The 12,759-nt window shown below is 68.2% G+C and carries 13 protein-coding genes, 1 tRNA gene and 1 pseudogene; 9 read left to right on the forward strand and 6 right to left on the reverse strand.

Annotated elements, in window-relative coordinates; all coding sequences use genetic code 11:
- Positions 1-18: 18 nt before the first annotated feature.
- The 3 genes from C3B61_RS01315 to C3B61_RS01325 form a co-directional block, all read right to left on the reverse strand.
- A complete protein-coding gene (locus tag C3B61_RS01315) occupies positions 19-1,677 on the reverse strand; it encodes a DNA repair helicase XPB (RefSeq protein WP_103430964.1) in 1,659 nt (552 codons plus the stop codon).
- A gap of 76 nt (positions 1,678-1,753) precedes the next feature.
- Positions 1,754-3,601, reverse strand: coding sequence for a helicase-associated domain-containing protein (locus C3B61_RS01320; protein ID WP_103459240.1), 1,848 nt, complete (start codon positions 3,599-3,601; stop codon positions 1,754-1,756).
- A 5-nt stretch (positions 3,602-3,606) separates the two neighbouring features.
- The gene (locus C3B61_RS01325; RefSeq protein ID WP_088457028.1) at positions 3,607-3,882 is read right to left on the reverse strand and encodes a hypothetical protein; all 276 of its coding nucleotides are present in this window, start codon (positions 3,880-3,882) and stop codon (positions 3,607-3,609) included.
- 94 nt (positions 3,883-3,976) lie between these two features.
- Between C3B61_RS01325 and C3B61_RS01330 the strand changes: the two genes are divergently transcribed.
- Positions 3,977-4,357, forward strand: coding sequence for a cold-shock protein (locus C3B61_RS01330; protein ID WP_088457027.1), 381 nt, complete (start codon positions 3,977-3,979; stop codon positions 4,355-4,357).
- Positions 4,350-5,171, forward strand: a complete 822-nt coding sequence (locus C3B61_RS01335; protein ID WP_244285797.1) for a DUF3027 domain-containing protein — start codon at positions 4,350-4,352, stop codon at positions 5,169-5,171. The genes C3B61_RS01330 and C3B61_RS01335 overlap by 8 nt, the downstream gene beginning before the upstream one ends.
- Here the strand turns inward: C3B61_RS01335 and C3B61_RS01340 are convergent.
- Both C3B61_RS01340 and serC read right to left on the reverse strand, forming a co-directional pair.
- Positions 5,097-5,267 (reverse strand): annotated as a pseudogene (locus tag C3B61_RS01340) (DUF2530 domain-containing protein); the annotation flags it as partial. The gene C3B61_RS01335 and the pseudogene C3B61_RS01340 overlap by 75 nt on opposite strands.
- Positions 5,268-5,273: 6 nt before the next feature.
- Entirely contained in the window at positions 5,274-6,389 is a 1,116-nt protein-coding gene (serC, locus tag C3B61_RS01345; protein ID WP_088457025.1) for a phosphoserine transaminase, read from the reverse strand.
- Between the two features lie 74 nt (positions 6,390-6,463).
- Here serC and C3B61_RS01350 point away from each other — a divergent pair, with 74 nt between their 5' ends.
- From C3B61_RS01350 to C3B61_RS01380, 6 genes are all read left to right on the forward strand, one after another.
- Complete coding sequence (locus C3B61_RS01350; protein ID WP_088457024.1) at positions 6,464-7,171, forward strand: iron-dependent transcriptional repressor DtxR; 708 nt, start codon at positions 6,464-6,466, stop codon at positions 7,169-7,171.
- A gap of 421 nt (positions 7,172-7,592) precedes the next feature.
- Positions 7,593-8,279 carry a C40 family peptidase gene (locus tag C3B61_RS19850; RefSeq protein ID WP_244285798.1) on the forward strand — a complete coding sequence of 229 codons (687 nt, stop codon included), beginning with the start codon at positions 7,593-7,595 and terminating at the stop codon, positions 8,277-8,279.
- Between the two features lie 366 nt (positions 8,280-8,645).
- The gene (locus C3B61_RS01365; RefSeq protein WP_088457022.1) at positions 8,646-9,146 is read left to right on the forward strand and encodes an HNH endonuclease; all 501 of its coding nucleotides are present in this window, start codon (positions 8,646-8,648) and stop codon (positions 9,144-9,146) included.
- A 146-nt stretch (positions 9,147-9,292) separates the two neighbouring features.
- The gene (locus tag C3B61_RS01370) at positions 9,293-10,474 is read left to right on the forward strand and encodes a CHAP domain-containing protein (RefSeq protein ID WP_103459243.1); all 1,182 of its coding nucleotides are present in this window, start codon (positions 9,293-9,295) and stop codon (positions 10,472-10,474) included.
- A 90-nt stretch (positions 10,475-10,564) separates the two neighbouring features.
- Positions 10,565-10,636: transfer RNA gene (locus C3B61_RS01375), tRNA-Arg, on the forward strand.
- A gap of 73 nt (positions 10,637-10,709) precedes the next feature.
- Positions 10,710-11,705 carry a Gfo/Idh/MocA family protein gene (locus C3B61_RS01380; RefSeq protein WP_103459244.1) on the forward strand — a complete coding sequence of 332 codons (996 nt, stop codon included), beginning with the start codon at positions 10,710-10,712 and terminating at the stop codon, positions 11,703-11,705.
- 74 nt (positions 11,706-11,779) lie between these two features.
- On the opposite strand, the gene C3B61_RS19380 is transcribed toward C3B61_RS01380, so the two are convergent.
- Positions 11,780-12,049 carry a hypothetical protein gene (locus C3B61_RS19380; RefSeq protein WP_133159737.1) on the reverse strand — a complete coding sequence of 90 codons (270 nt, stop codon included), beginning with the start codon at positions 12,047-12,049 and terminating at the stop codon, positions 11,780-11,782.
- 427 nt (positions 12,050-12,476) lie between these two features.
- Here C3B61_RS19380 and C3B61_RS01390 point away from each other — a divergent pair, with 427 nt between their 5' ends.
- Positions 12,477-12,749, forward strand: coding sequence for a DUF2277 domain-containing protein (locus C3B61_RS01390; RefSeq protein ID WP_103459246.1), 273 nt, complete (start codon positions 12,477-12,479; stop codon positions 12,747-12,749).
- Positions 12,750-12,759 lie beyond the last annotated feature (10 nt).

Consider the following 12,759-nt stretch of genomic DNA (forward strand, 5'->3'; position numbering starts at 1 on the left):
CGTTCTGGGGCTTTTCTCTCAGTTCGCGGCCACGGTGGGACGGGTGAGGGAGTGCGCGTCGAGGATCGTGTACGAGTAGCCCTGCTCGGCCAGGAAGCGTTGGCGGTTCTGGGCGAAGTCCTGATCGACGGTGTCGCGGGCGACGAGAGTGTAGAAGCTGGCGGTGAGGCCGGACTCCTTCGGGCGCAGCAGCCGGCCGAGGCGTTGGGCCTCCTCCTGCCGGGACCCGTAGGATCCGGATACCTGGATGGCGACGGAGGCCTCGGGCAGGTCGATCGAGAAGTTGGCCACCTTCGACACCACGAGCAGGTTCTCCTCTCCCACCCTGAACGCCTGGTACAGCCGTTCGCGTTCATCCACCGGCGTGGCCCCGGTGAGCTTGGGCGCCTGCAGGGCCTCGGCGAGCTCGTCGATCTGGTCGAGGTACTGGCCGATCACAAGGATGCGTTCGCCGGGGTGCATAGCCACCAGCTCCTTGACGATGTCCAGCTTCGCCGGCGCGGTGGCGGCCATCCGGTAGCGCTCGTCGTCGGGCGCAGCGGCGTAACGGAGCCGCTCGCTGTGGGGCAGGTCGATACGTACCTCGAAGCAGGCGGCGGGGGAGATGAAGCCCTGGGCCTCGATCTCCTTCCACGGGGCGTCGAACCGCTTGGGCCCGATCAGGCTGAAGACGTCGCCCTCGCGGCCGTCCTCGCGTACCAGGGTGGCGGTCAGGCCGAGCCGGCGCCGGGCCTGCAACTCGGCGGTGAGCTTGAACACCGGGGCGGGCAGCAGGTGTACCTCGTCGTAGATCACCAGGCCCCAGTCCATGGCGTCGAGCAGCTCGAGGTGCGCGTACTCGCCCTTCCGCTTGGCGGTGAGGATTTGGTAGGTCGCGATGGTGACGGGCTTGACCTCCTTGACCTGGCCGGAGTACTCGCCGATCTCCTCCGCCGTGAGGGTGGTGCGCTTCTGCAACTCGTCGCGCCACTGCCGGGCAGAGACCGTGTTGGTGACCAGGATCAGGGTGTTGGTCTTGGCGGTGGCCATCGCGCCGGCGCCCACGAGGGTCTTGCCCGCGCCGCAGGGCAGCACCACGACGCCGGAGCCGGCCTCGAAGAAGTTCGCCACGGCCTTGTGCTGGTAGTCACGCAGCGCCCAACCGTCTTCCAGCAGCGCGATGTCGTGCGGGGTGCCCGGGGTATAGCCGGCGAGGTCCTCGGCGGGCCAGCCGAGCTTCACCAGCTCCTGCTTGAGCTGCCCGCGCGCCCACGGCGCCACCAGGAACGAGTCCGGGGTGGGCTGGCCGATCAGCAGCGGGGCGATGCGCCGCGCACCGGCCACCTCGGTGAGCACCGGCGCGTCAAGACTGCGCAGCACCAGCTGGCCCTCGGGGTCCCGGTCGATGACCAGGCGGCCGTAGCGGCCCACGGTCTCTTCAAGGTCGACCGTGACGGTCTGCGGAATCGCGAACTTGGAGTATTTCTCGAGCGTGGCCAGCATGTTGGCCGCGTCATGCCCGGCGGCGCGGGCGTTCCAGAGGCCGAGCCGGGTGATGCGGTAGGTGTGGATGTGTTCCGGCGCGCGTTCCAGTTCGGCGAACACGGCCAGGTCGTGCCGGGCATCCTCGGCCAGAGGGTGCGCGACTTCGAGCAGAACCGTGCGGTCACTTTGGACGATCAGCGGGCCATCGGACATAAGCAACAATGCTACGCCCGTGGGCTGTGACCGTGCCTACCCGCGTACGGGGGTGCGCCCGACCGGCCCCGCCGGGTCAGGGAGCGGGGACGATGCTGACGACGCTGGAGAGTGGCAGTGTGCGCTCGATATCGGCCCGACGGTCCCGGGCGCGGAACCGGCCGCCGCCGACGCTGGCCGGTTCGAGGAGGTAGTCCACCACGTCGCCGCCGGGCATCTGCACGCTCACCAGCACCGTCTGCCGGTGCTTGATGGCGGAATCCAATTGCCGGGCCAGCCAGGCGTGCGCGGCCTTCGCCTCGCCGCCGTCGGTGGCGCGCAACTCCTCGACGAGCGCGACCGTGGGGTCCGGTATCTCCACCCGGCTCGAACGGAGGACGGGGTGCCGGCGCGGATGCACCACCTCACCTGCCGCGTTCTCGGCGGCGACGGGGTAGCGGGCATCGGTGAGCGCCCAGAACACAGTGTCGGCGGGATGGGGGCTGGTGAGGCGGCTGGGGGAGACCATTGTCAGCGCGAGCGCCGTGAACGTCTGGTCGACGGCGATGGCGCCGAGCACCGCGGTGTCCTCGGACGCGATGTAGCTGGGCCCGGCCGGGTCCTCCGGGTCGATGCGGCCCACCCGCACCGTCCCATACCGGCTGGCGGCGTCACGGATGAGGTAGTCCACCGGCTGCGGGACACCGGTGAGCGAGATCGTGGCCAGGAAGTGCAGGATGGAGTCTGCGTCGTCGCCGGTCGCGAGGGCGCGGTTGACCGACGCACCGCTCAACCGGTAGCTGGACGCCAGCTCGCGGCTCTCGACATCCGCGAAGGTGCGCAACCGGGCGTCGATCGAGGCTGACAACGGGCCGGGCGCCACGATCGAGAGATCGTGCTGAAGGTAGACGGTACCCACCTCGGCGGGCAGCGACGCGGCGATGGTGGCGATGGCGGCGTCGATGTCGCCGCGGAGCACTGAGGCGCCGGCCGGGCTGGTGGACTGGCGAGCGGTGATGCCGATCAGCTCGCCCTCGTGGGCGAAGTCGGCGATGCGGTCATCCATCCAGGTGCCGCCGGCCGGGTACAGCCAGGCCACAAAACGGTGCAGGGCATCGCCCCAGGCCACGCCGGGCCGCTCGGCGACGATCTGGCGGACGTCGGCGGGCAGGGCAGCCAGCCAGGATGCGGCCAGCACGCCCCAGCGGGCCGGTGCGTTCTCGAGCAGCCAGGCCACTCCCTCGGCGGACTCCGACCAGTAACCGGAGCCCAGGGTGACCAGTTCGGCGCGGGCGGCGATGCCCACAAGCGGGGCAACGGCGTCCAGGTCGACCCGCATGGCGACGGAAAGACGTTTGGTGTCAGGCAGGCCGAGGCCGCCCCGACTGAGTTCGCGGGCCGGCTCCTGGCTGAGTTCGGTGAGGAGTTCGGCGATCGAGGAGACGGCGGTGAAGGCACGCTCGGCGGCCAGTCGCTCGGTGAAACGGCTGTCGGTGGCCGAGAGCGGGGCCAGTGGGGTGGGGGCGGGCACCCCGGCCAGCTCGGCGGCGCTGGGCAGACCCTCCTCCGGCCAGGACCGAAGCCGTTCGGCGACGGCTGCATACGGCCGCACGGTGTCGTCGGTGCGCACCAGGAGCATCAGCTCGTCGAGGCGGTCGACGCGAGCGGAGATGTCGTCGGCGTTCAGGGTGTCGTGCCCGAGGTCGGCCAGTCGTTCGACAAGTTCGCCCATCGGGGCGGCGCCCAGTTCGCCGGCCACGGCCAGAACGGCGAGGGTGCTGCGGTCCAGGTGCGCGAGCGTCGACTGGATCGCTGCGGGCTCGAGGAGCGCTTCGGCGAGGTCGAAGAAGTCGTGGATGCCGTGCGGGGGAATCGATCGGAGCACGATAGTGCGGCGCAGTGCTGCGTCGTTCAGTGCGCGGAGGCGTGAGGCGAGCGTCAGCATGTCGGTTACTCCAGTTTCTGTCGAGCCTCGCGAGCACGGCGGACTCCGCTGACGACCATCAGGGCGATGATCAACAGGAAGCCGAGGGGAAGACCGAAGAGGGGCAGAGTGAGCACGGCGGGCCAGACGCCCTTGCTGAATCCGTCGTTGTCGCCGGCCCCGGCCGCGGTGCCGAGAATCACGGCGAGGAAGGCCAGGATGGACAGCCCGACCACACCCGCAACCATGTAGGCCAGGATCTTCTCGAGCCGGCCGGGGTCGTGGGGAGTTTGAGTGGTCACAGACCTAAGGATACGGGGCATAGTCAGCTACAACGGAATATGCTGAGTGAAGCGGCGCGTATTCTGCGCGCCTCAAAATCACAGCGAGGTTCAGATGCCCACCGGCAAAGTCAAGTTCTACGACGAGGAGAAGGGCTTTGGCTTCATCACGTCCGATGAAGGCCACGAGGTCTTCCTGCACGCTTCCGCAGTGCCCGCCGGAGTGACGGTGAAGGCCGGGATGAAGCTCGAGTTCGGCATCGCCGACGGCAAGCGCGGCGCTCAGGCGCTGTCCGTGCGCGTGATCGAGGCTCCGCCGAGCCTGGCCAAGCTCAGCCGCAAGCCGGCTGACGACATGGCCATCATCGTCGAGGACCTGGTGAAGTTGCTCGACGGTATCGGCTCGAGCCTCCGCCGCGGTCGGTACCCCGACTCCGCGCACAGCAAGAAGATCGCGGCCGTGCTGCGCAAGGTCGCCGAGGAACTGGATGCTTAATCCTTTCGACCCCACCCCGCCCCAGGCCCCGCCGGTCGTTCCGACCGACACCCCGGCGGCTGAGGCTCCCGTCAACGAACCCACGGCCGACGAGACCACTGTCGTCGACGACGGCCGGGCGGGTGTGACAGGGGACGGTCCCGCCGAGGACGCCGACGAGGTTGCCGACGACGAGGTCTTCGAGGCCGATGAGGTGCTCGTGGCCGCCGTCGACCAGGCCAGGTCCGCTCTCGAACTGATCACCCCGGCCGACACGATCGGTGAACCGCTCGGTTACATCGTCGAGGGTGAGCACGTGCTGTCGCTGCTCTTCGACTGCCTGATGACCGGTTACCCGGGCTGGCGCTGGACGGTCAGCCTGTCCCGCGTCGACGGCGACTCCGAGCCGCAGGTGCTGGAAACCGAACTCATGCCCGGCGACGATGCCCTGCTCGCTCCGGAATGGGTGCCGTGGAGCGACCGGCTCGCTGACTCCAAGGTCGCCGAGGAGCTGGCTGCCGCCGGGCTCGCCGAGTCCGAGGACGACGACGACAGCGACGACGACGACGATCATGATGATGACGACGACGACAGTGACGACGACGACGACAGTGACGACGACGACGAGAGCGCAGAGTCCGACGACGCCGTCGACAACGGCGTCGACGTTCTCGACGGGATCGACGTGGACGAGGCGCTAGCGGCGTCTGAACAGCACGAAGCCGAGTCCGCAGAGGCCGAGGCCCAGACCGATGACGGCGCACCACAGCCACCAGCCCAGGCCGGCGTCGTTCAGTTCAGCTCGGAAGACGACGGCCAGCACCAGCAGCACTAACCAGCCGACCGAACCCGCTGCCACCGCTTTCCGCGCATTCGCGCGGGCGGGCAGCGGGTCGGGCCGCCGTTCGCTGTCTCTGAGCCAGAAACGCATGGGCGACTAACCCAGGTTGGCCACTACGTATTCGATCGACGAGACGAGCTTGCGCACGTCCGCCGGGTCGATGGCCGTGAAGGTGGCGACACGCAACTGGTTGCGACCGAGCTTGCGGTACGGCTCGGTGTCGACGATGCCGTTGGCACGCAGGATTTTGGCAATGGCCGCGGCATCGATCGCGTCGTCGAAGTCGATCGTGGCGACGACCTGTGAGCGGTGGCTCGGGTCGGTCACGAACGGCGTCGCGTAGTCCACGGTCGCGGCCCAGTCGTAGAGCACCGAGGAGGACTCCGCGGTGCGCGCCGACGCCCAGGCCAAGCCGCCGTTGCCGTTGATCCAGTCGAGCTGGTTCTCCATCAGCAGCAGCGTCGACACGGCGGGCGTGTTGAGCGTCTGCTTGAGACGGGAGTTGTCGATGGCGTTCTTGAGGCTGAGGAATTCGGGGATGTACCGCCCGCTGGCGGCGATGCGTTCGACGCGCTCAATGGCCGCGGGGGAAAACAGCGCCAGCCAGATGCCGCCGTCAGAGGCGAGGTTCTTCTGCGGAGCGAAGTAGTAGACATCGGCCTGGTCGGCTTCGAAGTCGATGCCGGCGGCGGCGCTGGTGGCGTCGATGACGGTCAGGGCACCAGCGTCTCCGTGCACCCGGGTGACCGGGGCCATCACGCCGGTAGACGTTTCGTTCTGCGGCCAGGCGTACACGTCGATGCCCTCGGTGGGTACGGCGGTGGCGCGCGAGCCGGGGGCGGCCTTGATGACGTCGGGAGCCGTGAGGAACGGCGCGGCGGCGGCGGCGGCGAACTTGCCACCGAACTCACCGAAAACGAGGTTCTGGGCGCGGGTCTCGATGAGCGAGAACGCGGCGGCGTCCCAGAACGCGGTCGAGCCGCCGTTGCCCATGACGAGCTCGTAGCCCTCCGGGGCGCGGAACAGGTCGGTGAGGCCGGTGCGGACGCGCCCGACCAGGTTCTTCACCGGTGCCTGGCGGTGGGAGGTACCCAGGATGCTCGCGCCGGCGCCGGACAGGTAGTCCAGCTGCTCCTGACGGATCTTGGACGGGCCGCAGCCAAAACGTCCATCGGCGGGCAGCAATTCTGTGGGGATCTGTAGGTCCGGCATAACAGGATTCTAGTTGCCCGCCTCGCACGGGTAGTGTTGTGGCGTTGCACATATGGCCGAGCGGGAGGCTGCGGATGACTGACCTTATCGACACGACCGAAATGTATCTCCGCACCATCCTCGACCTCGAGGAGGAAAACATCGTTCCCCTCCGAGCCCGCATCTCCGAGCGGTTGGGTCACTCCGGACCCACGGTGTCCCAGACCGTCGCCCGGATGGAGCGCGATGGTCTCGTCGTCGTCTCCGGCGACCGGCACCTCGAGCTCACTCTCACCGGCCGCACCAAGGCCGTGCATGTGATGCGCAAGCACCGCCTCGCGGAACGCCTGCTCAGCGACGTCATCGGTCTCGAGTGGGAGTTCGTCCACGACGAAGCCTGCCGCTGGGAGCACGTGATGAGCGAACAGGTCGAGCGCAAGATCCTCGAAATCCTCGGTCACCCCACCGAATCCCCGTACGGAAACCCGATTCCCGGCCTCGACGAACTGGGCGACTCCCCGGCCGTGGCGTTCATGGCGGGCGTCACCAACCTGCTCGACGTCGTCGCGGCGTCGGAGGCCCCCGTGACCGCCGTCATCCGTCGGCTGGGGGAGCCCGTGCAGTTCGACCCGGTTCTCCTCGCTCAGCTCAAGCAGTCCGGTGTTCTGCCCGGCAACACCGGTGTGTTCTCCGCCGTGGGCTCCTACGTTCTGGTGCAGGTGGAGGGCTTCGGCGCTGGCCTGGAGCTACCAAACGAGGTCGCCGGTCACATCTTCGTGACCACCCCCGTCACGGGCTCCTAGCCGGACCGGATTTCCGGCGACATTCACCGTCCTGTTACCAATTCGTTAGAAATCGTCCATTTTGGGTGACAAACCGGATTCGGTCACGTAGCCTCGACCTGCCCACAGATCAGAGACCGATCGACGGGCCCGCGCAAGACGTCTCTACCCTTCCCGTCGCTTGCTGCGGAAATTCACGCGTTCACTCGCACCTGGACGGGGCAACTTCCTAGTGTTGTCGAGGCGCCGGAGGTCCGAATTGACTCTGTTAAAAAGAAGACTGTCCAGGCGCGGTCGACGTGCCACTGCTGTGGCCATCCGCCCCGCTCCCGCCGATCCGATGCGCGCGACACAATCCGAGGTGGGGCCGCGCATCGTCATGAGGCCGGGGGCGCCCGTCAGGCGATCCAGACTCCGCAGCACAGTGGGTCCGGTCGTGATGATGACCCTGGCAACCGGCCTCGTCGCCACCATGGCGCTGCCGGCCTACGCGTTCGCCCCGGCGGACCCCGCGGGTAACTTTGCGGCCACGGATGCCACCGAGCTGACCCAGGCGGGCGCCCAGGGGGTGGCCGTCGATGACGGTGCCGCTTCGGTCTCGGTCGCCCAGGACGCCTTCGCGGCCACGCCGCAGGCTGAGATCGACGCCGCCGAAGCCGCCGAAGCCGCCGAAGCCGCCGAAGCCGCCGAGGCCGCGCGAGCGGCCGCGGCGACCTCAATGACCACCTATGCGGAGTCGTTCACCGGCCCGTCGGCGGCCGACTACCTGGCCAGCTCGGCCTACCCGAGTTTCAGCCTCTCGTCGGTCTACAGCGTTGCGTTGCAATATCAGGGCGTTCCCTACGTTTACGGGGGCGCCACCCCGGCCGGGTTCGACTGCTCCGGCTTCGTGATGTACGTATATGCGCAGTTCGGCATCTCCCTGCCGCACTCTTCCACCGGACAGGGCGCGGCCGGCACCCGGATCGACCTGGCGGATGCCCAGCCGGGCGACCTGGTGATCATGGACGGCCACGACGGGTTCTACGCCGGCAACGGCAACATCCTGCACGCGCCGTACGAAGGGGCGGCGGTGCGGGTGCAGCCGATCTGGACCGCTGACTATTACATCGTGCGATTGGGCATCTGAGCCGTTTGATCTGGCCGCTCCTGAGACCGCCCGGGTAAACACTGGGTTACGCATAGCACAAATGGTGCGACACGTTTTCGTAGCGCACCATTTGTGGGTTAACCTGATGCCCTGATGTTCTGCGGGATTTTGGGAGAGCCAATGCGCAAGCTACGCACGATCCACACCATGGATGTGCGCGGACACTTCGCGCTGCGGCACAGCAGTCAAATCTGTCTGGGTGTCGTGTGCCCCGAGCACACCGAAGCCCATGGGGCGTTGTCATGATGACGACGCCCCTTTTGTTTGCCCGCATCTCCTCCCCGTCGACGCCAGACAGCAGTTCGAATGGCTGGAAGCCGTCCAGCCTTTTTCGAAAGGGAGCGCATGCGCACACTGGTCCTCAACGCGGGATATGAACCTCTCGCGGTCGTGTCGTTCAAGCGGGCACTCGTGCTCGTCATGAACCAGAAGGCAACAATCATTCAGGCGGACCAGGGACACCCGGTCTGGGCGGCGACGGAGTCGTGGGAGCGGCCCAGCGTCATCCTGCTCACCCGTTACGTGCGCCTGCCGCGGTCGCGGGCCGTGCCGGTCAGCAGGCGCGGAGTGCTGCGGCGCGACGACCACCGCTGCGGCTACTGCGGCAAAAACGCCAGCACCATTGACCACGTGCAGCCGCGGTCACGCGGCGGCCGCGACACCTGGGACAACCTCGTGGCCTGCTGCCTGCGCTGCAACAACCTCAAGAGCGACCGCACACCCGCCGAAATGGGCTGGGACCTGCGCTTCGACCCCCGGATGCCGCAGGGCACCACCTGGGTGGTCAGTGGCGTGGAACGACCGTTGCCGCAGTGGGACGAGTTCCTCGCACCGGCCGCCGCGTAGTCTCATCGCTCGGCTCGACTTTGTGGATGTGCACCCCTTTATAGTGCCATTGTCACGAAAACGTAACGCTCAACGTGACAGCCGACCACGCATCGCCTACAGTTGAAAAGTCCCCCTTCCGGTAGTGGCTGTTTAGAGGATTATCTGTGACTCATTCCGGCCCCGCCGGCTCGCCTGAGGGCGTCGGCGCGTTATCCACGCGCCGCGAGGCCCGGGCCCAGCGCGCAGCCGCTGAGGCATCCGGCACCTCCGCCATCGTCGTTTCTTCCGAGGCCGTTGTCGTGCCCGCCGAGGCCGTCATCGTTTCCGCCGAGTCGGTTGTGGTTTCCGCTGAGTCCGTCGACGTCACCGCCGAGTCCGCTGTCGTTTCCGCCGAGACGATCGCCGTCACCGCGGTTCCCGTACCGCCGGTTTCGATCCGGTCGGTGTCAGCGGACCTCGCTGTCATCGTCGGCAGCGCGAGCACCTCGGCCGACGAGTCGTCAGCGCAGGACGACACCGTTCCGCCGCGTGCGGTCCGCCCGGCCCGGTTCCGGCCGTTCTCCGCACCGTCCACGGCACCCGCCGGCGCCCGCACCGGTCCCGCCCGGCGGCCCGTCAAGCGCCGCAAGCAGTTCGCCAAGATGGTTACCCTGCTGGCGATCCCGGCCATTTTCCTCACTGCCGCGCTGCCCGCCTACGCGTTCACCCCGCAGGGCGGCTCGACCGCTCTCAGTGCCAAGGCCTCCGGGGACACCCAGGCCGTCACCGTGGGCGCCGCCGCTGCCGCCGTGACTATTTCGGCCGACAGCTTCACCGCCACGAGCCAGGCCGAACTCGACGAGATCGAGGCGAACATCGCGGCGGACCTCGAGCAGCAGCAGGTTGCCGAAGAGACCCGCAGCTCCGCGGCCGAATACGCCGTGGTCGGCATCCGGGCCGAGGGTGACGACTACCCCTGGCGGGACGCCGCCACCGAATCCCAGGGCGGCGGGTTCTCCCCGCTCGGCTACTACTACCGCGAGTGCGTGGACTTCGTGGCCTGGCGGCTCAACCGCGACGCCGGCGCCACCGGCCCGTTCAAGTGGACCTGGTCGACGATGACTCCCGGCGGCGGCAACGCATCCGCCTGGGCCAATGCCTGGGCGAACAAGGGTTGGGCCAGCAGCAAGGCGCCCGTCGTGGGTGCCGTGGCCTGGTTCACCTACAACCACGTCGCCTATGTGCAGTCGGTGCCGGGGGACGGCACCGTTGTGCTCGAGGAATACAACTGGAACGGCTCGCACGCGTATCACACGCGTACAGTGCCGATCAGCGAGGTTCCGGTCTACCTCTACCCGCCGACCTAGTTCCTGTCGCGGCGTGCCCGCCTCCGAACGAGGGCAGCCCGGCGTACCTGCGCTCAACCGGCGCGGATAACGGCTAAACTTTCCCGGTCAGCCTCTGTAGCTCAATGGAAGAGCAGTTCCGTCCTAAGGAAAGGGTTGGGGGTTCGAGTCCCTCCAGGGGCACCCCGCACCGCCGCAACAGATTCAGCTCCCTCACCGGGAAAAGTTCGTCGCCGAAGGTTGGTACCTTCGAGGAATGAAGACTACGCGGTGGGCAATCCTAGGACCTGGCGATATCGGCGGCTGGTTCGCCCGGGCTCTGCCCGGCTCGGCGCACGGCACTCTGCACGCAGTCGGTAGCACCAACGCCGAGCGGGCGGCCGCGTTCGCGGCCACGTACGGGGCGCCCGTCACCGGAACCTACGAGGAACTCCTCTCCCGGGACGACATCGACGCCGTGTACATCTCCACGGTCAACACGACCCACGCGGACCTCGCCGTGGCCGCGCTGCGGGCCGGCAAGGCGGTGCTGTGCGAGAAGCCGGTAGCGCCGACCGTGGCGGAGGTCGAACGGGTCCTGGACCAGGCCGCGGCCTCCGGACTGCCGTTCGTCGAGGCGTACAAGCACCGGTTCGGACCGTTCGCGCGGGCCCTGGACGCCGCCGTCGCCAACCGGGAGGTCGGCACTTCGTTGCAGCTGGTCGCCTCGTTCGGCTTCGCGGCGGGGCAGCGATCGGGACGCCTGTTCGATCCGGAGCTGGCCGGCGGGGCGATCCTCGACGTGGGCGGCTACCCCGTATCGCTCGCGGTGGCACTCGCCGCTGCTGCCGGCGTTGACCCGGCAGACCTGACGGTCACCGTCGCCACGGGCGAGGTCGGCGACACCGGCGTGGACGAACACGCCAGCGCGACCATTGCCGCGGCGGGATTCTCCGCGGAGGCGGAGTGCTCCATCGTCGCCGAGCTGCCGCGGTCGGCGAGGCTCAGCGGGAGCGCCGGGGTCATCGAGCTGGCCGATGTGTTCGGCAGCCGCAGCGACTCGGCCGCGTCGTTCCTCGTGCGGGCGGATGGCCGTGACCGACTGGTGGAGGTGCCGACGGTGGACCCGTTCGCGACAGAGGCCGATGCCGTGTCGCTGGCCCTGCTGGACGGGCGGACCGAGGCGCCCGAGGTGCCGTGGGCGCACAGCCGCAGCGTCGCGCGCCTGCTCGCGCAGTGGCGGGCTGGACTGGACGCGGCACCGCGCGGCTGAGCGCATCCGAAGCCGGTACCGACGCGTGAGCCTGACCCGCATAACGCGGTCGGGGTGCGACGTGGGGGCACCGGTCACCGGAACTGGGTCAGCTTCAGGACCAGATGCTCGTCTCGAACCCGGTCCAATTCCCGGCGGGCTGCGATCGACTCGGGAGCGAGAGCGGGACGTTCCCGGCGACGAGCCCTGACGGGCCGGCGACCCCAGCGGATCAGCGCGACACCGAGGTGCATGGCAGCGCGATCGATCAGGCCTACGCGGCGCACCGGGTGCGCCTCGGGCGAACGAACGGGTTGGGGTGGGTGATCGTGGCGGCCCGGATCGGGCGCCAGTTGGGTATTCATGATGATGCGTTCCTTAACGAGGACGGTTCGCGAATCCGGGCGCTCTGGAAGAGCGTTCGGGGTCGCCGAATGAAGGGTGGCCGCGCACGGCGGCACGAGGGCGACGCGCGAAGTGCGCGCCGCTCACGGGGTGAGTGACCCGGGCAGACGGATGCAGAGGGTGCGGGATGCACCGAGTGCGGATGCTGCCTGGTCGGGCTTCGAGAGCGTCACCACCGTCTGGACCGGTGGGTTACCTACTGGCCGATCAGGCGGTGAAGACGCCGACGAAGCCGGCGGTGGTACGGAATGCGAATGCAATCTTCTGAGTAATCACGCGAGGCTCCTTTCGTCGTATGGCGTAGGCATCACCGTAGTGGGCAATCCGCTCTTCGCGCAACACTTTCTCGCACTTCCGTGGCCGGGCCCGGCTGGGTACCCTCGAAGTATGTGTCGGAACATTCATCAGCTTCACAATTTTGAACCTGCCGCCACCGACGACGAGGTGTATGCGGCGTCGCTGCAGTTCGTGCGCAAGATCAGCGGGTCGACCAAGCCGTCGAAGGCCAACGAGGAGGCCTTCAACCGGGCGGTCGCGGAAATCGCCCACATCTCGCGGCATCTGCTCGAAGACCTGGTCACGACCGCTCCGCCCAAGAACCGCGAGGTGGAGGCGGACAAGGCCAGGGCTCGCTCGGCGAAGCGGTTCGCCGCGGCCTGATCGACCGGCA

The organism is Cryobacterium zongtaii, assembly GCF_002909375.1.
Classification (GTDB): domain Bacteria; phylum Actinomycetota; class Actinomycetes; order Actinomycetales; family Microbacteriaceae; genus Cryobacterium; species Cryobacterium zongtaii.